This window comes from Anaerolinea thermophila, assembly GCF_020723905.1.
Lineage (GTDB): Bacteria > Chloroflexota > Anaerolineae > Anaerolineales > Anaerolineaceae > Anaerolinea > Anaerolinea thermophila_A.
On record NZ_DYHZ01000004.1, the window covers coordinates 281,215 to 303,040 of the forward strand.

Sequence of the window (21,826 nt, forward strand, 5' to 3'; positions counted from 1 at the left end):
AATACCGGATTCCTTACCGGACGTGCGGTGATGCTCGTGTTATACTTTCCCCATGCAGACGACTTCCATTCAAGCCCTTCTCTTTGATGTGGGCGGGGTGATTCTGCGCACCGAAGATCCCGCGCCACGCGAGGCGCTGGCGCGTGAGTACGGGATGACCCGCGCCGAACTGGAGAAACTGGTCTTTGCCTCTCCGGCGGCGCTGGCGGCGGAACGCGGCGAGGTGGATGAGCCTGCCGTGTGGGACGCCATTGCCCGCACCCTGCGCCTTTCGCCCCCGCAGTTGAGTGCCTTCCGCGAGCAGTTCTGGGCAGGAGACCGCGTGGATACGGCTCTGCTGACCTTTCTGGCAGAGGCGCGTCCGCGGGTGCGTACGGGCTTGCTCTCCAACGCCTGGACACGCGACCTGCGCGCTCTGCTGTGCGCTTACGGCGCCCCCGCCGACCTGCTCGACCGCGCCGTGGAGGTGTGGCTGACCTCATCCATGCTGGGGGCGCGCAAGCCCGATCCGCGTGCCTTTGCGGCGGCGCTGGAGCATCTGGGTGTGTCAGCCCATCAAACCGTCTTTGTGGATGATTTTGTGGAAAACGTGGAAGGCGCGCGCCGCGCCGGGCTGGTGGGCGTGCACTTCCAGAACACCGCTCAGACCCTCGATACCCTGCGCCGCCTGCTGGAGAACAGATGGAGCCGCTGATCACCCTTGGCGTGGTTGCCGATACGCACGTCCCCGACCGGGTTAATGCCCTGCATCCTGAACTGATTTCTTCTCTGCGCAGGCAGGGTGTACAGCGCATCCTGCACGCCGGAGATGTGTGTGTTCCGGCGGTGCTGGAGGAACTGGAGCAGGTTGCGCCGGTTACAGCGGCGCGTGGCAACCGCGACTGGATGTTCCATCCGTCCCTGCCGTGGGTGGTGGAGATGGAACTGGGCGGCGTGCGTCTGGCGCTGATTCACGGGCAGGGCTCTTTCCTGCGCTACTGGTGGGACAAAACCCTGTATGTCCTGCAGGGCTACCGCTTCGAGCGCTACCGCAACGTTCTCCTGCGCACCTGTCCGCAGGCGGATGTGTATCTCTACGGGCACACTCATCAGGCAGAAAACCGCCGCGAGAACGGCAAACTCTTCTTTAATCCGGGTTCTGCCAGTCTTGGCATCATCCCCGGGCGGGTGCCGCCTTCGTTTGGCATCCTGCGCATGGACGCCAGCGGCAGGGTGGAGGGGGAAATTCATGTGCTGAAAGGCTGGAAAGTCCAGCGCGGTGGGTGGGTCAGAGATTAAGCACCTTACTCATCAGTACATCCAGAATCTGGACGATTCGGCTTACTCTGTGGTAAAATCCATCGGCTCGCCGAAGAGGGGAGCAAAAAATCAACTCACACGCTGGCTGACTGCTTCTGCGTGCCCCCGCAGGGGGTGAGGAAGCGGGATGAGGACAGCGGGAGAATAACGCAAAGGAGAAAAAAGAATAATGGCTACTGTGATCTCCATGAAAGCCCTTCTGGAGAGCGGCGTCCACTTTGGGCACCGCACGAACAAATGGAACCCCCACATGCGCCCGTACATCTTCACCGAGCGCAACGGGATTCATATCATCGATCTTCAGCAAACTGTTAAAGCCCTGAATACGGCGTACAACCTGGTGCGCGATACCGTTGCCAACGGCGGTACGGTGCTGTTTGTTGGCACCAAACGCCAGGCGCAGGAAACCGTGCGCGAGGAAGCCGAGCGCTGCGGTATGCCCTACGTGGTGGAGCGCTGGATGGGCGGTATCCTCACCAACTGGATTACGTTCTATCAGCGTATTCAGGAACTGGAGCGCATGGAGCGCATGCGCGATAGCGGCGAGATTTCCCGCCTGACCAAGAAGGAAGGTCTGCTGATTCAGCGTGAGATTGACCGCCTCGAGGTGCGCCTGGGCGGTATCCGCAAGATGAAGCGCCTGCCCGACCTGCTCTTCGTGGTGGATGTGGATCGCGAAGCCACCGCCGTGCACGAAGCCAACAAGATGGGCATCCCCGTGATTGCGCTGGTGGATACCAACTGCGATCCGCGCGGCGTGGACTACGTCATTCCCTCCAACGATGACGCCATCCGCGCCATCAAACTGCTGGTGGGCAAGATTGCCGATGCCGTCATTGAGGGCAAAGCCTACCGCAAGGAAGAAGTGAGCGAGGAAGAAGCCGCGGTGGACTTTAGCGCGGTGACCGTGGGCGTGGAAGAGGATATTGACGACGAAGCCCTGCTGGGCGAATCCACGCTGGCAAAGATGAAGGGGATGGTGGATGACGAGATCGAGGAATAGTGCATTCCTCTGGTAAGCGAATCTGGCACATTTTGAGAAAGACGGGAAAAAGACCATGGCAATTACGACTGAAATGATCAAGCAACTGCGCGAGGCAACCGGCGCAGGTATTCTGGACTGCCGAAAGGCGCTGGAGCAATCCAACGGCGATTACGAAAAGGCAGTAGATTACCTCCGCGAGAAAGGGCTGGCGCAAGCCGCCAAGCGCTCAGACCGCACTGCTTCTGAAGGCGTTATCGAAGTGTACTCGCACGGCAACGGGCGTGTGGCAGTGGTGGTGGAAGTCAACTGCGAGAGCGATTTCGTCGCCCGCGAAGCCTCCTTCCGCGCCTTTGCCCATGAACTGGCGCTGCAGATCGCGGCTTCCTCCCCCCGCTGGATCAAGGAAGAGGACATCCCCGAAGCCGAACTGAAGCGCGAAGCCGACATTGCGGCGGCGCGCGCCCGCGAAGAGGGCAAACCGGAAGCGGTGATTCCCCGCATTGTCGAGGGGTACCTCAATAAATTCAAGGACGAGACCGTGCTGATGCGCCAGAAGTACATCCGCGATGAGAGCAAGACCATCCAGGATCTGTACAACGAACTGGCAGTGTCTTTGAAAGAGAACATCGTCGTGCGGCGGTTCGTCCGCTGGGAACTGGGCGAAGCCTCGAGTTAACCTCTCAAAGCCAACCGAAAGGTTGGCTTTTTTTCTGGAAATGGAGAAGAGTACTGCATGGAAACAACCCCCTCAAATGGATTGAAATACCGCCGCATCCTTCTCAAACTGTCGGGCGAAGCGCTGGCAAAAGAAGATGGTTTCGGCATTGACCCTGTGTGCGTGCGCGATATTGCCCGGCGCATCAAACAGGTGCGCGAGATGAACGTGGATGTGGCGGTGGTCATTGGCGCGGGCAACCTGTGGCGCGGACGGGTGGGACAGAACAGTGGCATGGATCCCGCCACCGCCGACTATATGGGCATGCTGGCGACGGTGATGAACGCTCTGGCGCTGATGGATGCGCTGGAAAGCATGAACGTGATTACGCGGGTGCAGTCTGCCATCGAGATGCACTCGGTTGCCGAGCCGTATATCCGCCGCCGCGCCATCCGTCACCTGGAGAAGGGGCGGGTGGTGATCCTCGGCGGAGGCACGGGAAACCCCTACTTCACCACCGATACCGCCGCCGCCCTGCGCGCCACCGAATTGAAGTGCGATGTGCTCATCAAAGCCACCAAGGTGGATGGGGTGTACGACAGCGACCCCAAGAAAAACCCCAACGCCCGCCGCTTTGAGCGCATCACCTACATGGAGGCGCTCAACCAGCGCCTGGAGGTGATGGACAGCACCGCGCTCTCCCTGTGCATGGACAATAAGATGCCCATCCTGGTCCTCAACCTGTGGGATGAGAGTGCCCTCATTCGCGCACTGAAGGGCGAACCCGTGGGCACACTGGTAAGCGATTAAGCGCCCCTTCAACCAGCCTGCTGTTTTGCGCACGGGGAGAACATCTCCGTGCGCTTTTGTTTGTGGGGGGGAGGTGCAGGGTATGGATTATTTGGGAACAGAGAATACCCGGTTAAGGAAGGCATCCAAAAGTGCCGCAGAATCCTGCCAGCCGGCTGAGGGCTGAGTTGGGTGGTGTTTTGTTGTGAAATACTTTACTTGCTATTAAGGGCATGTGCGCGCTCGTAGTTCACGACAATAACACCGCTCGGGGTGACTTTGCTTTCTGTCACCTTGAACCTCATTGGAATTGTGCCATCGGCAAATAACCGCTTTCCAGCGCCCAATGTGATTGGGTATATCATCAGCCAGAATGCATCTACCAGATCATGCTTGATAAGGGTCTGAACAAGTCTGCTACTTCCCCAGACGTGCAAATCTGAACCCTGTTGTTGTTTGATTTCGGCAACTTTTTCTTCAATATCTCCATTTAAAAACACAGACGGCTGCCAATTGCTGGAGGTTCTGGTATTTGATGCAACATACTTGGTTGCTGCGTTGACATTGGGCCATATATTCCCATGTTGAGGCCAGTATGACTCCCAGATTTCAAAGGTGGTGCGTCCTAACAACAGGTCGAACGGCAAGTTCATCTGCCTTCTCAGAAGCATTCCAAGGACATCATCGGAAAATAAACTGATCCACCCACCATGCACAAAACCACCACTCATGTCCTCTTCGGGTCCGCCCGGGGCCTGTATGACACCATCAAGGGAAATATGTTCAAGCACAATAATTTTTCTCATAACTGGGTTTCTTCCATGTTTGAATGATTATAGTGTAATCCGGTATTTTTTTCAGCAAGCCAGCCAGCGGTTTGCGTCAGCGGGTTGCGAAGTTTAGAACAATTTCCATCGCTTATATTTTCCCAGTTCTTTCCTGACACGGTTTTCAAATTCTTTCCGATCTGTCAGCATGGCATCCGTTTTTGCGGCTTCAAGGGCCTGTTCCAGGTACTTTCGGGTATCTTCTTCTCGTCCAACCTGTCTGGAGAGGGTAGCCAGGTTGAAATAGAGGGGTGCACTGCCAGGGCGAATCTGTTGAGCCTGTTCCATAGCCTTAAGCGCTTCTCCCGGGCGATTCAAAGCGCTAAAGCAGGCCGATAAGTAAAAATAGGCATCAAACATCTCTGGCGTGCGATCAATCACCTCGAGGAAGCACGCGATCGCTGCCGCATAATGTTCTTTATAAAATAATTCAACTCCACTGCTCATCAGGATGGTGATCTCTTTGTCGGGTGAGCGATATTCGGGGTTTTCACTGCCGCAGTACGAACATACTTTATCGTAGTCAGATACATTGGCTCCACAACTGGTGCATTTTACTGCCATGATCCTGATCTCCTGCTGAATGTGTTGCAGATCATCTGCTGGAAAAACGCTGTTTCTACTGTGTTTTTTTTTATGGTAGGGGGTATGGCGAAACGCTCAGACTATCTTTTGATACGCGGTTTTTTCGCGTACAGCCAGCCGAAAAAGGATGTTATGACCTGTTTTGCCCTGGGATTGGAAACCCTCCGAAATGATTAATAATAAATAAATTATATATCTAACTCCGCAAAATCAAGTATTTTTCCCGCCTGTTCCATTCCCCCCTGGATATCAGAACCCCTCAACCTGCACGAAAACCACCCTCACCCATCGGGCGAATGATGGGCAGGTCCTCGGGGGCTTTTGTCAGGTGGGATTCGATTTCGGCTTGCATGGAAATCTCTCCTGGAAAATCCTGTACCTTAATGCTCCGAAAGGCTTCGGGGGCATCAGATTCCAGTCTGTACGTACCCGGCATGCTCCTGAGCGCCCTCATTCGCGCACTGAAGGGCGAACCCGTGGGCACACTGGTGAGCGATTAAGCGCCCCTTCAACCAGCCTGCTGAGAATCCCCTTTGCGGGGTTTTCAGGTACAATCATTGCAGACTTCATGGATGCTCAGGCTGGCGAAATTGTCCTTCTGTCTCTGCGCGTTTCCGGGGTAGCCCTGTTTTTCAGTTCTCTGCTGGGAATTCCTGCGGGTGTTTTACTGGGACTGAACCGCTTTCCCGGAAAGCGGCTTGCCGTCATTCTGATTTACACCGGCATGGGCTTTCCCCCGGTGGTCATTGGCTTGCTGGTGTATTTTTTGCTCTCCCAGCGCAGTCCGCTGGCGGGGTTGCCTTTTCTGCCCGATTTGTTCACTCCCGAAGCCATGATTCTGGCGCAGATCATTCTGGCGTTTCCGCTGGTAGCGGGCTTTACCATGACCGCCATCCAGGCGGTGGACCCTGCTCTGCGCCTGCAGGTGATGGCGCTGGGTGCCACCCGCGCCCAGGCGGCGCTTTCCATCCTGCGCGAAGCCCGCAACGGGGTGATTGCTGCCATTGTGGCGGGTTTTGGGGGTATTATCTCCGAGGTGGGGGCGGTGATGATGGTGGGCGGCAATATCGCTGGACGCACCCGCGTACTCACCACCGCCATCGTTCTGGAAACGCGTCAGGGTAACTTTGAGGCGGCACTGTCGCTCAGCCTGATTTTGCTGGGCATGGCTTTTGTGGTGAACGCGTTGCTTTTTATCTTGCAGGACCGCTGGCAGAACGACTGAAATCCTATGGACATTCTGTATCGGGTGGAAGGTCTTCAGCAAATCTATCAGAATCGCACGGTGCTGGATGTGCCGGAACTGGACATCTACAGGGGCGAGATTCTGGCGGTGGTTGGTCCCAGCGGAGCGGGAAAAAGCACGCTTCTGCGCCTGCTGGCGTTTCTCGAATCCCCTGCCCGCGGGCAAATCCTTTTTGAGAACTACCCCTTCACCCCCTTGACCGCCGAAATGCCGCTTTCTCTGCGGCGGCGGGTGACGATGGTGTTTCAGCGTCCGGTGTTGCTCCATGACAGCGTGCGTGCCAATGTGATGTATGGGTTGCGCCTGCGCGGCGAGCGCGACCACCATTCGCGGGTGGAGCAAGCCCTGCGCGAGGTGGGCATGGACAGGATGGCACATGTGCGCGCCCGCACCCTCTCCGGCGGGGAGATTCAGCGAACTGCTCTGGCGCGCGCCATTGTCCTTCAACCAGAGGTGCTTTTGCTGGATGAGCCTACCGCCAATCTCGATCCCTACAACGTGCGCCTCATTGAAGATCTCATCCAGCGTCTGAACCGTCAGTACGGCATGACGCTGGTGATCGTTACCCACAACGTCTTTCAGGCGCGCCGGCTGGCACACCGCACTGCGCTCCTGCTGGACGGCAAGTTGATCGAGGTGCGGGATACCCATACCTTTTTTGAGTCGCCCGGCGACGCCCGCACCCGCGCTTTTATTCATGGAGAATGGGTGTGCTGAAACGGGCGTTCTTCTTCCTCCTTGCACTTCTGGCGCTCAGCGCCTGCCAGAGACCTTCTGCATTGCCGCATTTGCGCCTTGCCACCACGACCTCAACGCAGGATTCGGGACTGCTGGATATGCTCATCCCGGTCTTTGAGGAAGCCTATCCTGTCCGGGTGGATGTGATTGCCACTGGCACGGGGCAAGCCCTGAAACTGGGCGAGGATGGCAATGCCGATGTCTTGCTGGTGCACGATTTCGAGCGGGAGCAGGCGTTTATGGCGGCTGGGTACGGGGTGCGCCGCGAGGACGTAATGTTCAACGATTTTGTGCTGGTTGGACCGGCGGAAGATCCCGCAGAGGCGCGCGGCGCCGCTTCCATGACCGAAGCCTTCCAGCGCATTGCCTGGAGCCGGGCATTCTTCATCTCCCGCGGCGATTCCTCCGGCACCCATGTCCGTGAGCAGGCTTTGTGGGAGCAAGCCGGTATCCACCCGCAGGGCGAGGACTGGTACTTCTCGGCGGGGCAGGGCATGGGCGAAGTGCTCACCCTTGCCGAAGAACAACGCGCCTACACCCTCAGCGACCGCGCCACCTTCCTGCGCCGTCAGCAAAACGGACTGCAACTGGTGATTTTACGGGAAAAAGAGGAAGGATTGCGCAACCCCTATGGGGCAATTGTGGTCAGTCCTGCCCGGGGGGCGGATATTCAGGTGGAGTGGGCAGAGACCTTTGTGGACTGGCTGATTTCCGTCCCCGTTCAGCAAAGGATTGCCCGCTTTGGTGTGGACGAGTTTGGACAACCGCTCTTCTTCCCCGATTCACGGCTTTGGCGGGAGCAGAATCAGCCCTGAGGCGTCTTCGGCGGCGCAGTGGGCTGGAACGAGGGGTTAGCCCGCCTTTTATGGCTCAGGGTACAACTACGCCACCGCATGGTCCTGTTTTTTCGATAATACCATGATGGGATTAACAACCCAGTTGTATTCTGGAGGAACGTTTTCTAACAAACGCATTGCCTGCGCAAAGTTTCCCGTTTCCCTAGCTATCTCGGCTTTCATAATCCTCTCATCGGGTTTCTTTTCATCTAAAAGGTCGGATAGTCGGGTGAGATTTTCGTGTAACTTCTCGAGGTATTCTGCGGGAATCTGCGCTTTTGCATTTTTGCGCACCAGGTCATTGACTGCCCACCAGAAGCGCACACGGAGATAGCGCTCTTTTTCCACCACCCTTATGGGCTGCTTTTCAAGACAAGAGGTGGAAACACCCGCGCCCGCACCACATTCACCCGGAAAGTGTCATCCGCCGTCTTGAGACTATCACTTACCCGGATAGCACATCACAACTGTCCAGCCACCCTGTTTGCGGGTGAATGTTCACAAAGTTCCCGGCATTGATTCTTTCCCACAGTACCGGTACTGCTTTTCTTGTCCGCCCAATCGTTGACGTTGCTTGCTCCAGTTGCAGGTTAGGCTTCTACAGAAAGGCTGTCTTGGCAAGATTCTTACAGCGATTACAGAGATTCCTCAAGGCAGTTTCTCGATATGAGGTTTGCACGCCTTCTCCAGACGAACCATGGCATCGATCATCGAATCCTGCAATTTGTCCCAACCTTCGCGGTTGCGGAGGCCGCCGTGACCATGAATATAATAACAGATACGCGCGGCGCGCTTCTCTTCCAATCGTTGCCATTCCAGGGGTGCCCCAAAGGCTTGCTCTATGGCTTCTTTACGTTGGGCTAGAAAATCAAAGATAACCTTGTTACGCTCACTATCTTGTGTGTCAATGTAAAGTTCCACCCGGCCATGGTCTTTGAGAACTACATAAGCCCATGTGAGGCCAGCTCTTCCAGCGCCAGTGCTAATCCAATGTTCCTTCGAGGGAGAAATGTTTGAAAAAAGTGCGGAGCGCTGACGGACTTTTTCCAACAGTTTTTCCCAAAACTCCAGCCGCAAAATATGCCGTTCAGCCAGTTCTTTGCGCTGAGCGCCAATTTGACGACTTTCGGGACTAGGTCCAGCGATCACGGTGAAAAGTGGGGCAGAGGGAGAGTCGTCAATCCGAACTGCTTCTACCTGAATCAGATAAAAAGCAGTATCGGCCGGAAGCATCTCATTGAGCCAGTGTACAGCCTTTTCGTGCTCTGGTCTGGGCTGACTGGTTACCCAAATGGCTGTCTTGGCCTCGTGATTGGACATATAGGTGATCAATTTGCCCAAGTGATCATGGTCTGTGCGCTCCAGCTGGTTTTCGATCACCACGAGATTCCCATCGCGGTCTTCCGCCAAGATGTCTACAGCAAAATCACCAATGGACGCTTCTGTTTCGACCAATGAGAGAGACAATCCGGTACACTTTTCCAGATAGTCAAGGTTTTTGGCTAGCCAGCGGCTAAAGTTGCGGGCTTCGTGGTTCCACACTTCGCGCAATGGGACACGGGTAAGTTTGCCAATTTGAACCATATCAGCCTCCTTTTATCTATTCTACCAATTATACCAAAGACTAACTATTCATTATACGGATTTCAAATATCCTGCCTTTTTACTGGATAGCCAGTTCCAAAAAGGATGTTATGGTTATTCGAAGTAATCCTGTAAAAAAATATATACCTACCCCTTGAAGTCAAGCCCTTCTTAATGCCTGCTTCATCCACCCCGGATACCAGAACCCCTCAACCTGCACGATAAAGCCTGGTCCGGAAAGGGCAGGCGCTTAAAATCAAACCACCCTCACCCATTGGGCGAACGATGGGCAGGGATTTGCTTTGAATCGGCTGGCGGGAGCAGAATCAGCCCTGAAGCGTCTCAGGATGTTTCTTCGCTGAGCAGGTCTTCCAGCACTTTTGCCGAGCGGGCTTCGATTTCGGCGTGCAGGCTGTTGCCGCCTGCATCCATGGTCACCACCACGGGGAAGTCCTCGACCTCAATGACCCAGAAGGCTTCGGGGGCGCCGAATTCCAGTTTGTACACGCCCAGCACGCGCTTCACCGTCTGCGCCAGCCACGAGGCGGCGCCGCCCACTGCGTGCAGGTACAACCCCGGCACTTCCTGGCAGGCTTGCAGGGTTTTGGCACCCATTCCGCCCTTGCCGATGACGCCCTTGACGTTGAAATGGCGCATGATGTCGCCCTGATAGGGTTCCTCGCGGATGCTGGTGGTTGGACCCGCCGCCACGAAGCGGTACTCGCCGGTTTCCGTCTGGCTCACCACCGGACCACAGTGGTAAATCACCCCGCCGTTGAGCAGTTTCTTGAGGGCTTCGTACACTTCCAGATCATCGCCCTGCGGTTCGCGTTTATGGGTGATGAAGGTGTCCATCAGCCATTTGTGAGCCGCATCGCGGGCAGTGACCATGACCCCCGAAAGGGTGATAGGGTCGCCGACTTCCAGCGAGCGCACCACGTCATCTGAGATGGGAATCTGCACTTTGCGCATGGCAACCTCCATTCTTATTCGTACGTCACCTGACCGTCTTTCCAGATCATTCTGCGGCGGCGGTACGCCCAGCACATGTACGAGATGGTGACGAAATAACTGGCGGGCAGGCGGTGCAAACCGGTGATCTTCGTCCCCAGCACGGTGGTATTGCCGCCAAACCCCATGGGACCGATGCCCAGCTGGTTGGCTTCTTCGGTGATGCGTTCTTCCATCTCCGCCAGTTGCGGATCGGGGTTGGGTTCGTCCATCTTTCGGAAGAGCACCTCTTTTGAAGCATAGTAGGCAGAGCCGCGGTCACCGCCGATGGCAACCCCGAGGATGCCCGGCGAACAGCCCTGTCCCTGGGCTTTCTGAACGGCATCCAGCACCGCCCGGCGCACACCTTCCAGATCGCGCCCGGCAGGCACGCCGCCGCCCACGCGGGCAGGCAGGGAGTACTGCGCGCCGACGTTCTCACACCCGCCGCCTTTGAGCATCAGGTCCACGGTGAGGGTATCGCCGTCCACCTCTTCAAAGTGAATGGTGGGGAAGTGGTCATCGCCGAGGTTGTTGCCAGTGTTTTTGTCGGTCAGCGAATCCACCGAATTGGGACGCAGGTAAGACCGGCGGGTGGCTTCTGCCACCGCTTCCTGAATCACCTGGCGCAGTTTGCGGGTGGACCAGCCTTCGGGGTGGTACACGTAAAAGATGGGCGTGCCGGTATCCTGACAGATGGGGGTGGAGCGCCTGCGGGAGAGTTCCACGTTTTTCAGGATGGTTTCCAGTGCGCCGTATGCCGCCGAGCCGGGTTCCTCGCGCTCCAGCGCCTGCCGGAGCGATTTTTCCACATCGGGGGGCAGGTTGGTTGCCGCCAGCCGAATCAACTCAATTAAAGGTTCTTTCAGATGTTCCATCTTCCGCCTCCGGGGAAAATACAACCGTGTACCTTTATTTTACACTTATTTTATTAGATTTCTCCGGATTTTTCACCCTATTGCAGAAACTTGCGGGGATTTTCTCAGAGGTGAACCAGAACCCTTACCCCGGCATCTCCCCTTTGTCCTCTACTGCAAGGGCTGGGGATGAGGAAATCATCGGGGGGTATGCGCGCCGCGGGGCAGTTGCGCCAAAAGCCGATTTGATTTATCATTTTTTCAAACCTTTGTGGTATTCTGGCTGGCAGGAGAGGAACCCGCATGAAACCTTCCCCTTTTTTCCTTGGGCGTACGCTTGCCGCTGAAGGGGGTGAACCCCAACCCGTCACCTACGATCCCGATGACCTGACCACTCACGGCGTGATTGTCGGGATGACCGGTTCCGGCAAGACCGGTTTGATGATCGGCATTCTGGAAGAAGCCGCCCTGCACGGCATTCCTGCCATCGTCATTGACCCCAAGGGCGACCTGACCAACCTGCTCCTGCACTTCCCCGATCTGCGCCCGGAAGACTTTGAGCCGTGGATTGACCCGGAAACCGCCCGCCGGCAGAATCAGAGCGTTGCCGAACTGGCGGCGGCGACGGCGGCAAAGTGGCGCGAGGGCTTGAGCGGCTGGGGGCTGGGGCGCGATCACCTGCTGGCACTTCAGCAAGCCGTGGATTACGTGGTGTACTCCCCCGGTTCCACCGTCGCCGAACCGGTCAATCTGCTCTCGTCGTTTGCGCCCCCCGCCGGGCTGACCTTTGAGGAACACGGCGAGGTTCTGCGCGAGCGCATTGCCGCCACCGTTACCGCCCTGCTGGGGCTGGTGGGTTTGAAAGACCTCGACCCCCTGCGTTCGCGGGAGCACATTCTGCTCTCCAATCTGATCGAATCGGCGTGGAGCAAAGGCGTTGCCCTGGATTTGAGCGAATTGATTATGCAGGTGCAGACGCCGCCTTTCGAGCGCCTGGGCGCTTTTCCGGTGGACCGCTTTTTCCCGGAGAAGGACCGTTTCGATCTGGCGGTGCTGTTAAACAACTTCCTTGCCGCGCCCTCTTTCCAGGCATGGACGCGCGGACAGTCCATTGATCCGCAGTCCTTCCTGTACACCCCCGAGGGACGCCCGCGCATGAGCATTTTCTATCTGGCGCACCTCAGCGAAGCCGAGCGCATGTTCTTTGTCACCCTCCTGCTGGCAAATGTGGAGTCGTGGATGCGCTCCCAGCGCGGCAGCAGTGGACTGCGCGCCCTGCTGGCGTTCGATGAAATCTTCGGCTACCTGCCGCCCATTGCCAATCCGCCCTCGCGCCCGGTGCTGTTGCGCCTGCTTAAACAGGCGCGCGCCTTCGGGCTGGGGCTGTTGCTGGCAACCCAGAATCCGGTGGATGTGGACTACAAGGGGCTTTCGAACGCCGGTACGTGGTTCATCGGGCGCCTGCAAACCGAGCAGGACAGGGAACGCCTGCTGGACGGCTTGCAAGCCATCGAGGGCGGGGTGGACCGCGCCGGGTATGCCCGCCTGATTTCGGCGCTGAAGCCGCGCACGTTCCTGCTTCACAATGTGCATCACCGCGGCGGGGCGCAGATTTTCTCCACCCGCTGGTGTCTTAACTACCTTGCCGGTCCGCTCACCCGCGCGCAGTTAAGCGGGTTGAAGGCGCTGGGTTCTGCGCCGGAAGGCGCCGCGGTGAACGTCACCACCACCGCGCCTGCCGCTGTCCCTGCGGCAGGCTCCGCGCCGGTTGCCGCGGCAGGGGCGCCTTCAGCGGGCGCCTTCAGTACGCTGACCCGTACTCCGCCGCCTCCGCCGGCAGGCGTGCCGGTGGTATTCCTGCCCACCGAACTCACCCTGAGCCAGGCGCTGGCACAGCGCGGCGGCGCTTTCAGCGGTCCTGCCCGTCCCGAAGGGTTGTTCTACCGCCCCGCTCTGCTTTTCCAGGCAGAGGTGCGCTACCTCAACCGCCGGTACAGCGTGGATACCGTCCAGCAGGTAGCCTGTCTGGTGCAGGATGCCGCCAACGGGCGCATTGACTGGGAAGCCTGCCTGCGTACGCCTTTTGACCCGCGGAAACTGGATCCTCAACCCCTGCCCGATGCGCGCTTTGAGCCGCTACCCGCGGCGTTTGCCAACCCCCGCACCCTTGCGGCGGCGCAAAAGGATTTTCTGGACTGGCTCTACCGGCGCAGCAGTCTGCGCCTGTTGGCGAATGAAACCCTGAAACTGTACGGCGATGCCGACGATACCATGGCGACCTTTCGCTCCAAATGCGACGAAGCCGCAAGGCGGGCGCTGAAAGAGGAAACCCAGAAAATTGAGAGCACCTTCCGCAGCAAACTGGAAAATCTGGCGCGGCGGGTGGAGCGTCAGCAGACCATTGTCAAAAAGTACGAAGATGAGGTGGGCAGACGACGCATAGAAGAACTGGGAAGCGGCGCCGAACTGGTGCTGGGATTGTTTGGCGGGCGCAAGCGCAGTATCTCCAGCGCGCTTTCCAAAGGGCGCATGACCGCCAAAGCCAAAGCCGAACTGGAAGCCGCCGAGAAAGCCCTGGACACCCTGCAGGATGAGTACGAAGACCTGCAAAAGCAGAAAGAAGAAGCCCTGCGCGAGGCGCAGGAACGCTGGGCGAAAGCCGCCGCCGAAATCACCGAAATCACCCTGACTCCCCAGCGCAAGGACATCTTCCTCGACATTGCCGCTCTGGCATGGATTCCGGTGTATCTGGTTCAGGCGCAGGGAATGACGCTGGAAGCCCTCGCCATATCGCGTTGAGATGAACGCCCGCCTGTCAATCCGTCTGGCGCTGACCGTTTTCTTCCTGTTTGCCCTGCCCGCGCTGGCGTGCAACCTGCCCACCGCGCCGCAGGAGACTTCCGCTCCGGCCGCGGATTTACCTCCTCCTGCGGAGGGCGCACAGCCGCCAGATGCCCCTGTCAGCACCCCTCTGCCGGCGCAGGCTTTCCGCGGACTGCGGATCCCGCAGCATTTCACCCCGCCGCTTCCGCTGGATACCTACTCAGGCAACGGCGAGAACTTCCCGTACTTCACCCAGCCCGGCGATACCCTGGATGTCATCCGGCGGCGGTTTCGTCTGGATTCCACCACGTCTCTCCTCACCCCACAACCCCTGGAAGCGGAGGCGCTCCTGCCCGCAGGGCTGGAGATACAGGTGCCGGTGTTCTTCTCTCAGACGCTGAGCGGGACGGCGCTCTTCCCCGACAGCGAGGTGGTGTACGGTCCGCCTTCGGCAGATTTTGATGTGGAAGCGTGGGTGGCGCAGACTCAGGGGTTCCTCAGCCGCTACAGCGAGACGGTGGAGGGCGAGACGCTCACCGGTGGGCAAATTGTGCGGCGGGTGGCGCTGGAGACGTCCATTAACCCGCGCCTGCTGCTGGCGGTGCTGGAATGGCGCTCCGGCTGGGTGCTGGGCGAGCCTGCCGCGGTCAACACGGATCATCCGCTGGGATTCGATGCCCCTTCGCACGTGGGGCTGTACCGCGAATGGCTGCTCTCCACCCGCTTTCTGACTATGGGCTACTACGGCTGGCGGAGCGGCACGCTGGACCACATCGAGTTTGCCGATGGTACTGCCTACCTGCCCAGCCCGTTCCTCAATGCCGGTTCGGTGGCGGTGCAGAATCTGGGGGCAAAGTTCACCCGCGATGGATCGCGCTGGTCCGAGAGCCTTTACGGCGCAGAGGGCTTGCTGGCAGTGTACACGCGCCTGTTTGGCAGTCCCTGGGAAAATGCCCTGCCTTACGAGCCGCATCTGCCCGCCCGCGAGGCGCTGAACGAACCGCTCTGGGAACTGCCTTTTCCGGAAGGCGAAGCCTGGAGTTTTACGGGCGGTCCGCATGTTGCCTGGGGACTGGGCAGTCCGCGCGGAGCGGTGGATTTTGCGCCAGTGGAACAACCCAAAGGGTGTTCCACGTCCAGTCACTGGGCGACTGCCAGCGCCGCGGGGGTGGTGGCGCGCTCGGAGCGCGGCGCGCTGGTGCTGGATACCGACGGGGACGGTCGCGAGCAAACCGGCTGGACACTGCTCTACCTGCATCTTGCCGATGAGGGGCGCTTACCGGTGGGAACCCGCGTGCAGGTCAACGACTGGCTGGGGCATCCTTCCTGCGAGGGCGGCGCAGCCACCGGCAGGCATGTGCACATTGTGCGCCGTTACAACGGGGAATGGATTGGCATTTTGCCGGTCTTCCCCTTTGTGTTGAGCGGGTGGGAGGTTCAGGCGGGCGAGTTGGCTTATCAGGGCAGGCTGGTGCGGGGCGATGCGCAGGTCACCGCCAGACCCGATGGCTCGGCAGAGGCGCGCATTCAGCGCTGATCGGGCGCGCGCAGGAAGCCGTGTTCTTCCAGCCAGGCTGGATCGGGACCTTCCCACAGGTGCAGTGACATCTTCACCCTGCCTCTGGCGTCAAAGGCAACCCCCTCGGCTTCGAGGCGGCGGCGCTGTTCCTCGCGGCTCTTGCCCACGATGATGAGGCGTCCATCCGCGGCGGGGACGCGGTGCCACGGCACGTCATCGGGGCAGACGGCTATGGCCTGTCCTGCCCAGCGGGCGCGGTGCACGCGGTACAGGTCAGGCGAGACCTCCGGCGGGCAGGGGATGTAAGCGGCAATTTTGCCGTAGGGGAACACCTTTCCCGGGGGAATCTGGCGGGTAATTTCCCACACGGCGGTGTAGAAGGCGGTTTCTGCCGTGCGCGGAAGCGCGGCATGGGTGGATGGAGCCATGGGTAACCCTCCTGAAGCGGACCTTCATCTGACGATGAAGAATGATACCAGCATACCGGCTTCCGGGGGATGGGACAGGCACATGAAAGTTTTTTCATGCTGGCAGGGGGCGGTTTAGCCGTTTTCGACTTTGAGAATGCCATGGGGATTTTTTTCTTTTGGAAGAATTGACAAATCATGGGGATTGTTTATAATGACCTTTATCCCCACAGGATTTCCAATCCATGGACCATTTGAGGAGGTGGTTGCCCGTTCATTCCTGTGTTGTTTTTCCCGATGCCCTTTCGGGATAACAAAATCCAAATCCAACCTTTGCCAAAGGAGGAGATTGTGTTCAAGCGTTCATTGTTTACCTTTGTGGCTTTGCTGGTCGTTTTGAGTCTGGCGCTGGCGGCATGCCAACCCAAACCCACCGAAGCGCCCACTCAGCCCCCTGCACAGCAGGAACCGACCAAAGTTCCGGAACAGCCTACCGCTACACAGGCGCCGGAACAGCCTACCGCCCCCGCTTTTGAGGGTATGAAAGTCGAAGCCCCCAACTGCGATTACGGTGGCGAACTCAAGTCCATCGAAGCCGTGGATGCGCAGACGGTGAAGTTCACCCTGTGCTATCCGGATCCAGCGTTCCCCTCCAAGGTGGCGTTCAATGTGTTTGCCATCGTGGATAGCGACTATCTGGCTCAGGTGGGGGGCGACTCGATTAAGATGTCCGACGCGCCGGTCGGCACGGGTCCCTTCAAACTCAAATCCTGGGTGCGCGGGGACAGCATCACCTTCGAAGCCAACCCCGAGTACTGGGGCGAGAAACCCAAATACCAGACCCTGATCTTCCGCTGGTCTGAGCAGTCGGCTCAGCGCCTGCTGGAACTGCAATCCGGTCAGGTGGATGGGATTGACAACCCCGCGCCGGAAGATTTCGCCACCATCGAAGCCGATTCGAACCTGCAACTGATTCCGCGCGACCCGTTGAACATCTTCTACATTGGCTTCAACGTGGATCTGGCGCCGTTCAACAATGAAAAGGTGCGCCAGGCGTTCGCCATGGCAATCGACCGCAAGAAGATCGTGGACAACTACTACCCCGAAGGTTCTGAGGTTGCCACGGTGTTTGTCCCGCCCGCCCTCAAACCCGGCTGGAGCGATGCCAACCCGTGGTACGAGTACAACCCCGACATGGCGAAACAACTGCTCACCGAGGCGGGCTTTGACTTCAATCAGGAAGTCAAACTCTCCTTCCGCAATGTGGTGCGCGGTTACCTGCCCACCCCGGATAAGGTGGCTCAGGAAATTCAGGCTCAACTGGCGGAGATTGGCGTCAAGGTGAAACTGAACCAGATGGAATCGGCGGCGTTCATTGACTCTACCGCCGCAGGCAACGAAGCCTTCTACCTGCTGGGCTGGGGCGCCGACTATCCGGATGCCACCAACTTCTATGACTATCACTTCGCCAACGAAAACAACAAGCAGTTTGGCACGCTCTTCCCCGACATCGTCGAGCCCATCCGCAAAGCCGCGCAGATTGCTGACCCGGCAGAGCGCCAGAAACTGTACGATGAGGTTAACGCCAAACTGAAAGAGCACGTCCCGATGATCCCGGTGGCGCACGGCTCTTCAGCGGTTGCCTTCACCGCTTCGGTCAAGAATGCCATGACCGGTCCATTGAGCAACGAACCCTTCTTCATCATGGACCCCGGCAAGGACACGCTGGTGTGGATGCAGAACGGCGAACCGGCGGCAATTTACTGCCCGGATGAAACCGACGGCGAAGCCCTGCGCGCCTGCCAGCAGATTTTCGAGACCCTCCTGCTCTTCAAACCCGGCACGGCTGAGGTGGGTCCCGGTCTGGCGGAGTCCTACACCGTCAACAGTGATGCTACCGAGTACGTCTTCACCCTGCGCAAGGGCGTGAAGTTCCACAACGGCGCCGATCTGGACGCCAATGATGTGGTGGCTTCCTTCAAGGCGCAGTGGGATGCCAAAGACCCCAATCACAAGGGTCGCACGGGTACCTTCGAGTACTTTGGAGCCTTCTTCGGCGCGTTCCTCAACGCCGAGTAGCGCCCGGCAACTACCGCATGACTGACTAATCATGGGCGGGGCGAGTCTGAAGACCGGGTTCTGGTTCGACAGGCTCGCCCCTGCCTCTTAAAGATAGAAGAGCCTATGTTACAGTTCATCACGCGTCGTCTCATTTTGCTCGTTCCAGTGCTGATTGGCGTCCTGCTGGTCACCTTTATCATCGTGCGCGCCATTCCGGGCGATCCCTGTAAGGTGATGCTGGGGGAGCGCGCCACGGAGGAAAAGTGCGCCGAGTTTCGTGAGCGCTACGGCTTGAACGATAACCTGCTGGTGCAGTTTGGGCGCTTCCTGGTCAACATGGGCAAGGGAGACCTGGGCGTGTCCATCCGTTTTGGGCAGCCCGTCGTTAGCCTGATTGCCGCCCGCCTGCCCATGACCATCGAACTGACGATTGGTGCCATGCTCTTCTCCACCATTGTGGGGGTGTTTCTGGGCATTATCTCGGCGCTCAAACGCAACACCATCGTGGATACCCTCACCATGGTCATTGCCAATGTGGGCGTATCCATGCCGGTGTTCTGGCTGGGGCTGGTGCTGGCGTATGTCTTTGCGCTGTTGCTCAAAGATACCCCCTTCTTCCTGCCTCCCTCGGCGCGCCTGACCTCCGGGCTGGCGCTGACCCAACTGGCGGATTACTGGGGTTTGAAAGACATGAGCGGCTTCCAGAAGTTTGTGGTGGATTTTCTCACCCACTCCCTGCTGGTGAACGCTCTGGCGACCGGCAACTGGAAACTGCTGGGCGACGGCTTGCGCCATCTCATCCTGCCGTCAGTGGCGGTTGGAACGATTCCCATGGCAATCATCGCCCGCATGACCCGCTCCAGCCTGCTGGAAGTGCTGGGGCAGGATTACATCCGTACGGCGCGCGCCAAGGGCTTGCCCTACAACAAGGTGATTACCCGACATGCCCTCTCCAATGCCATGATCCCCATCGTCACCATCATCGGGCTGGAGACGGGCGCCCTGCTTTCGGGGGCGGTGCTGACCGAGACGGTTTTCAACCTGCCGGGGGTGGGCACGGCGCTGGTGGGCGCCATTCTGGCGCGCGATTACCCCGTGGTGCAGGGGTTTACCCTGGTGGTTGCCATGGTGTTTATCCTGGTCAACCTGCTGGTGGATATTTCCTATGCCTACCTTGACCCGCGCATCCGCCTGGAGTAAAAGGGAGAAGCCATGAGCGCAGTATCGCTGAACCATACCCCTAAAGCCGTCGAACGCTGGTCTCCCACCCGCGAGGCGTGGCGGCGTTTGCGCCGTCACCGCTCGGCGCAAATTGGCATGATCATCCTGGGGCTGATGGTGCTGGTGGCAATTTTTGCCCCGCTGATTGCCCCTTACGACCCCGTCAAACAGATGCAGAACGTCAAGCGCCGCGAGCCGCCCTGCATTCATTTACTGGGGTGTCCCGCCGAGAAACCGGAGCATCTCTTCGGCATTGACGGCAATTTCCGCGATCTGTTCTCGCGGGTCGTGTTTGGCTCGCGGCTGTCCCTGCAAATCGGTTTTGCCACCATTGGCTTTGCCATTCTGGTGGGTGGTTTGCTGGGGGCTGTCTCGGCATATGCAGGCGGCTGGGTGGATAACCTCATCATGCGCACCATGGATGTGCTGATGGCGTTTCCCAGTCTCCTGCTGGCGATTGCCATTGTGGCGGTGCTGGGCACCGGTCTGATCAACGCCCTGCTTGCCATTGGCATTGTGTCCATTCCGCGCTATGCCCGGTTGGTGCGGGCAACCGTTCTGCAGGTGCGTGAGATGGAGTACGTGCAGGCTTCGCGCGCGCTGGGCGCAGGTGGACTGCACATCCTCTTCCTGCGCATTTTGCCCAACGCCATTACCCCGCTCATTGTGCAGGGCACGCTGGGCATTGCCGGGGCGATCATTGATGCGGCGGCGCTGTCGTTCCTCGGGCTGGGCGCTGAGCCGCCCACCCCCGAATGGGGCTTGATGCTGGGCGAGGAGCGCAACAGTGTGTTCAATGCCCCCCATCTGGTGTTCTTCCCGGGGTTAGCCATCATGCTCACGGTGCTCTCGTTTAACCTGCTGGGCGACGGTTTGCGCGATGCGCTCGATCCGCGCCTGCGGGGGAATGTTTCCTGAAGCCATATCCCTCAGGGGGGAGTGAAGCAACGGCAAGAAGACTTAAAAAAAGCCCCCTGAACCCTTGCCCCCGACATTGTCCCGTCGGGGGCTTTTTTGTGTGGGAATGCCCGGATGAAGTTTGAAGAGCGGTCAGGGGAGCATGGCGGGTGCGGGGGTGGAAATTAGAATCTCTTAACATAACCTTGCAAAATACCCATTTTGGCGAATCTCCGTTAAAATCCACACACAGGGAATGTTTTCTTGTGAACCGCCCTGTGATTGCTTTTAAAGGAGTTTGATATGTTGCGTAAACTTTTGCCCTTGCTGGCGGTGATGGCTCTCCTGCTTGGCGCATGCCAGCCGCAAACTGCAGGCAGTAAAGCCCCCATCAGCGGCACGCCCATGGCAGATTGTCAGGTTTCCCCCATCCTGCCCACCCCCAACCCCACCCTGCAGGCGCTGATTCCCGCTCCCGGCAAGGACGATCATATCCTCGGTAAAGAGACCGCGCTGGTCACCATCATCGAGTACAGCGATTATCAGTGCCCATACTGCGCGCTTCTGGCGCCGGTTCTGCATCAACTGGTGGATAAGTACCCCGACGATGTGCGCGTGGTCTTCCGGTACTTCCCGTTGACTTCGCACCCCAATTCGTGGACGGCAGCGCAAGCCGCCGAAGCCGCCGGAAAACAGGGAAAGTTCGTGGAAATGCACGAATTGATTTTTGCCCGGCAGGATCAACTGGCGGGTTATGCTCCCGAAAACGCCCTGGATTACTTCGTCACCCTTGCGGAGGAGTTGAAATTAAACGTGGAGCAGTTCAAGAAGGACTATGCCAGCGAGGAAGTCAGAGCGCGCATTCAGAAAAATCTGGATGAAGCCATGAATTCCGGTTTGCCCGGCACCCCCTTCCTCTTCCTGAACGGCCTGCCCTACCAGGACCGCATGGATCTGGAGACGCTTTCCAGTCTGGTGGAACTGTTTAAATTACAGGCGCGCCAGTACACCTCCTGCCCGCCGATGATTATAGATCCCGCCAAACAGTACACGGCAACCCTGGAGACGGAAAAGGGCAAAATCGTCATCAAACTGTATGCCGATAAAGCCCCGCTGGCGGTGAACAATTTCGTCTTCCTGGCGCGCGAAGGCTTCTTCAACGGCGTCACCTTCCACCGCGTCCTGCCGGGCTTTGTGGCTCAGGCGGGCGATCCCAGCGGAAGCGGTTATGGTGGTCCGGGATACGTCTTCAAGAATGAGAACGCCGACGCCAAGTTTGACCGCAAGGGTCTGGTGGCGATGGCGAACTCTGGCGCCGATACCAACGGCAGTCAGTTCTTCATCACCCTGGATGCGCAGGAGAGCCTCAACGGCAATTACACCATCTTCGGCGAGGTCATCGAGGGCATGGACGTGGTGGAAAGCCTCACCCCGCGCGATCCTGCCAGTGATGCAACTCTTCAACCCGGCACCCGAATTCTCAAGGTGACCATTTCGGAGAAATAGG

22 protein-coding genes are annotated in these 21,826 nt (G+C 58.4%); 15 read left to right on the top strand and 7 right to left on the bottom strand.

The features are described 5' to 3' along the window. Positions 1-52 precede the first annotated feature (52 nt). The 5 genes from LHF31_RS08050 to pyrH all read left to right on the top strand — a co-directional run bounded on the left by LHF31_RS08050 (position 53) and on the right by pyrH (position 3,749). Positions 53-694, top strand: coding sequence for an HAD family phosphatase (locus LHF31_RS08050; RefSeq protein ID WP_298004034.1), 642 nt, complete (start codon positions 53-55; stop codon positions 692-694). Further along, a complete protein-coding gene (locus LHF31_RS08055; protein ID WP_298004031.1) occupies positions 682-1,278 on the top strand; it encodes a metallophosphoesterase family protein in 597 nt (198 codons plus the stop codon). Before LHF31_RS08050 ends, LHF31_RS08055 begins: the two co-directional genes overlap by 13 nt. 190 nt (positions 1,279-1,468) lie before the next feature. Then, positions 1,469-2,302: a 30S ribosomal protein S2 gene (rpsB, locus tag LHF31_RS08060; protein WP_298004028.1), complete on the top strand. Its 834-nt coding sequence runs from the start codon at positions 1,469-1,471 to the stop codon at positions 2,300-2,302. A gap of 55 nt (positions 2,303-2,357) precedes the next feature. Beyond that, on the top strand, positions 2,358-2,960 hold the full coding sequence (gene tsf, locus LHF31_RS08065; protein WP_298004025.1) for a translation elongation factor Ts: 603 nt from the start codon (positions 2,358-2,360) through the stop codon (positions 2,958-2,960). 57 nt (positions 2,961-3,017) lie between these two features. Then, a complete protein-coding gene (gene pyrH / locus LHF31_RS08070; protein WP_298004022.1) occupies positions 3,018-3,749 on the top strand; it encodes a UMP kinase in 732 nt (243 codons plus the stop codon). Positions 3,750-3,943: 194 nt separating this feature from the next. Here pyrH and LHF31_RS08075 read toward each other — a convergent pair whose 3' ends face one another. Both LHF31_RS08075 and LHF31_RS08080 read right to left on the bottom strand, forming a co-directional pair. Further along, on the bottom strand, positions 3,944-4,534 hold the full coding sequence (locus LHF31_RS08075) for a dihydrofolate reductase family protein (protein ID WP_298004019.1): 591 nt from the start codon (positions 4,532-4,534) through the stop codon (positions 3,944-3,946). Positions 4,535-4,627: 93 nt separating this feature from the next. Continuing rightward, positions 4,628-5,119, bottom strand: a complete 492-nt coding sequence (locus LHF31_RS08080; protein WP_298004016.1) for a tetratricopeptide repeat protein — start codon at positions 5,117-5,119, stop codon at positions 4,628-4,630. Positions 5,120-5,490: 371 nt separating this feature from the next. Here LHF31_RS08080 and LHF31_RS08085 point away from each other — a divergent pair, with 371 nt between their 5' ends. The 4 genes from LHF31_RS08085 to LHF31_RS08100 all read left to right on the top strand — a co-directional run bounded on the left by LHF31_RS08085 (position 5,491) and on the right by LHF31_RS08100 (position 7,939). Continuing rightward, entirely contained in the window at positions 5,491-5,640 is a 150-nt protein-coding gene (locus tag LHF31_RS08085; protein WP_298004014.1) for a hypothetical protein, read from the top strand. A 68-nt stretch (positions 5,641-5,708) separates the two neighbouring features. Then, the gene (locus tag LHF31_RS08090; RefSeq protein ID WP_303774077.1) at positions 5,709-6,365 is read left to right on the top strand and encodes an ABC transporter permease; all 657 of its coding nucleotides are present in this window, start codon (positions 5,709-5,711) and stop codon (positions 6,363-6,365) included. 6 nt (positions 6,366-6,371) lie between these two features. Beyond that, a complete protein-coding gene (locus tag LHF31_RS08095; protein ID WP_298008688.1) occupies positions 6,372-7,103 on the top strand; it encodes a phosphate ABC transporter ATP-binding protein in 732 nt (243 codons plus the stop codon). Beyond that, positions 7,091-7,939, top strand: coding sequence for a substrate-binding domain-containing protein (locus LHF31_RS08100; protein WP_298008685.1), 849 nt, complete (start codon positions 7,091-7,093; stop codon positions 7,937-7,939). The genes LHF31_RS08095 and LHF31_RS08100 overlap by 13 nt, the downstream gene beginning before the upstream one ends. Positions 7,940-8,005: 66 nt before the next feature. Here the strand turns inward: LHF31_RS08100 and LHF31_RS08105 are convergent, their stop codons facing one another. From LHF31_RS08105 to LHF31_RS08120, 4 genes are all read right to left on the bottom strand, one after another. Beyond that, positions 8,006-8,308 carry a hypothetical protein gene (locus tag LHF31_RS08105; RefSeq protein WP_298008683.1) on the bottom strand — a complete coding sequence of 101 codons (303 nt, stop codon included), beginning with the start codon at positions 8,306-8,308 and terminating at the stop codon, positions 8,006-8,008. A gap of 300 nt (positions 8,309-8,608) precedes the next feature. Next, entirely contained in the window at positions 8,609-9,544 is a 936-nt protein-coding gene (locus tag LHF31_RS08110; protein ID WP_298008680.1) for a DUF4268 domain-containing protein, read from the bottom strand. A 342-nt stretch (positions 9,545-9,886) separates the two neighbouring features. Continuing rightward, positions 9,887-10,516 (bottom strand): FumA C-terminus/TtdB family hydratase beta subunit, encoded by a 630-nt coding sequence (locus LHF31_RS08115; RefSeq protein WP_298008678.1) that lies wholly within the window; start codon positions 10,514-10,516, stop codon positions 9,887-9,889. Positions 10,517-10,530: 14 nt separating this feature from the next. Beyond that, positions 10,531-11,412: a fumarate hydratase gene (locus LHF31_RS08120; protein ID WP_298008675.1), complete on the bottom strand. Its 882-nt coding sequence runs from the start codon at positions 11,410-11,412 to the stop codon at positions 10,531-10,533. Positions 11,413-11,694: 282 nt separating this feature from the next. Between LHF31_RS08120 and LHF31_RS08125 the strand changes: the two genes are divergently transcribed. Beyond that, positions 11,695-14,190, top strand: a complete 2,496-nt coding sequence (locus LHF31_RS08125; RefSeq protein ID WP_298008672.1) for an ATP-binding protein — start codon at positions 11,695-11,697, stop codon at positions 14,188-14,190. Between the two features lies 1 nt (position 14,191). Then, positions 14,192-15,751: a hypothetical protein gene (locus LHF31_RS08130; RefSeq protein ID WP_298008670.1), complete on the top strand. Its 1,560-nt coding sequence runs from the start codon at positions 14,192-14,194 to the stop codon at positions 15,749-15,751. On the opposite strand, the gene LHF31_RS08135 is transcribed toward LHF31_RS08130, so the two are convergent. Next, positions 15,742-16,161, bottom strand: a complete 420-nt coding sequence (locus LHF31_RS08135) for an MGMT family protein (protein WP_298008668.1) — start codon at positions 16,159-16,161, stop codon at positions 15,742-15,744. The genes LHF31_RS08130 and LHF31_RS08135 overlap by 10 nt on opposite strands. 330 nt (positions 16,162-16,491) lie before the next feature. Here LHF31_RS08135 and LHF31_RS08140 point away from each other — a divergent pair, with 330 nt between their 5' ends. The 4 genes from LHF31_RS08140 to LHF31_RS08155 all read left to right on the top strand — a co-directional run bounded on the left by LHF31_RS08140 (position 16,492) and on the right by LHF31_RS08155 (position 21,825). Continuing rightward, the gene (locus LHF31_RS08140) at positions 16,492-18,219 is read left to right on the top strand and encodes an ABC transporter substrate-binding protein (protein WP_303774080.1); all 1,728 of its coding nucleotides are present in this window, start codon (positions 16,492-16,494) and stop codon (positions 18,217-18,219) included. 105 nt (positions 18,220-18,324) lie between these two features. Continuing rightward, positions 18,325-19,401 (top strand): ABC transporter permease, encoded by a 1,077-nt coding sequence (locus tag LHF31_RS08145; RefSeq protein WP_298010791.1) that lies wholly within the window; start codon positions 18,325-18,327, stop codon positions 19,399-19,401. Positions 19,402-19,413: 12 nt separating this feature from the next. Next, on the top strand, positions 19,414-20,340 hold the full coding sequence (locus LHF31_RS08150; protein ID WP_298010788.1) for an ABC transporter permease: 927 nt from the start codon (positions 19,414-19,416) through the stop codon (positions 20,338-20,340). 282 nt (positions 20,341-20,622) lie between these two features. Next, entirely contained in the window at positions 20,623-21,825 is a 1,203-nt protein-coding gene (locus LHF31_RS08155) for a peptidylprolyl isomerase (RefSeq protein WP_298010785.1), read from the top strand. The last annotated feature ends 1 nt before the right edge of the window (position 21,826 follow it).

Excerpts from the sequence above, each read along its gene's own strand:
- LHF31_RS08050 (WP_298004034.1), top strand. The coding sequence starts at position 53 with ATGCAGACGACTTCCATTCAAGCCCTTCTCTTTGATGTGGGCGGGGTG.
- LHF31_RS08055 (WP_298004031.1), top strand. The coding sequence starts at position 682 with ATGGAGCCGCTGATCACCCTTGGCGTGGTTGCCGATACGCACGTCCCC.
- rpsB (WP_298004028.1), top strand. The coding sequence starts at position 1,469 with ATGGCTACTGTGATCTCCATGAAAGCCCTTCTGGAGAGCGGCGTCCAC.
- tsf (WP_298004025.1), top strand. The coding sequence starts at position 2,358 with ATGGCAATTACGACTGAAATGATCAAGCAACTGCGCGAGGCAACCGGC.
- pyrH (WP_298004022.1), top strand. The coding sequence starts at position 3,018 with ATGGAAACAACCCCCTCAAATGGATTGAAATACCGCCGCATCCTTCTC.
- LHF31_RS08075 (WP_298004019.1), bottom strand. The coding sequence starts at position 4,534 with ATGAGAAAAATTATTGTGCTTGAACATATTTCCCTTGATGGTGTCATA.
- LHF31_RS08080 (WP_298004016.1), bottom strand. The coding sequence starts at position 5,119 with ATGGCAGTAAAATGCACCAGTTGTGGAGCCAATGTATCTGACTACGAT.
- LHF31_RS08085 (WP_298004014.1), top strand. The coding sequence starts at position 5,491 with ATGGAAATCTCTCCTGGAAAATCCTGTACCTTAATGCTCCGAAAGGCT.
- LHF31_RS08090 (WP_303774077.1), top strand. The coding sequence starts at position 5,709 with ATGGATGCTCAGGCTGGCGAAATTGTCCTTCTGTCTCTGCGCGTTTCC.
- LHF31_RS08095 (WP_298008688.1), top strand. The coding sequence starts at position 6,372 with ATGGACATTCTGTATCGGGTGGAAGGTCTTCAGCAAATCTATCAGAAT.
- LHF31_RS08100 (WP_298008685.1), top strand. The coding sequence starts at position 7,091 with ATGGGTGTGCTGAAACGGGCGTTCTTCTTCCTCCTTGCACTTCTGGCG.
- LHF31_RS08110 (WP_298008680.1), bottom strand. The coding sequence starts at position 9,544 with ATGGTTCAAATTGGCAAACTTACCCGTGTCCCATTGCGCGAAGTGTGG.
- LHF31_RS08115 (WP_298008678.1), bottom strand. The coding sequence starts at position 10,516 with ATGCGCAAAGTGCAGATTCCCATCTCAGATGACGTGGTGCGCTCGCTG.
- LHF31_RS08120 (WP_298008675.1), bottom strand. The coding sequence starts at position 11,412 with ATGGAACATCTGAAAGAACCTTTAATTGAGTTGATTCGGCTGGCGGCA.
- LHF31_RS08125 (WP_298008672.1), top strand. The coding sequence starts at position 11,695 with ATGAAACCTTCCCCTTTTTTCCTTGGGCGTACGCTTGCCGCTGAAGGG.
- LHF31_RS08130 (WP_298008670.1), top strand. The coding sequence starts at position 14,192 with ATGAACGCCCGCCTGTCAATCCGTCTGGCGCTGACCGTTTTCTTCCTG.
- LHF31_RS08135 (WP_298008668.1), bottom strand. The coding sequence starts at position 16,161 with ATGGCTCCATCCACCCATGCCGCGCTTCCGCGCACGGCAGAAACCGCC.
- LHF31_RS08145 (WP_298010791.1), top strand. The coding sequence starts at position 18,325 with ATGTTACAGTTCATCACGCGTCGTCTCATTTTGCTCGTTCCAGTGCTG.
- LHF31_RS08150 (WP_298010788.1), top strand. The coding sequence starts at position 19,414 with ATGAGCGCAGTATCGCTGAACCATACCCCTAAAGCCGTCGAACGCTGG.
- LHF31_RS08155 (WP_298010785.1), top strand. The coding sequence starts at position 20,623 with ATGTTGCGTAAACTTTTGCCCTTGCTGGCGGTGATGGCTCTCCTGCTT.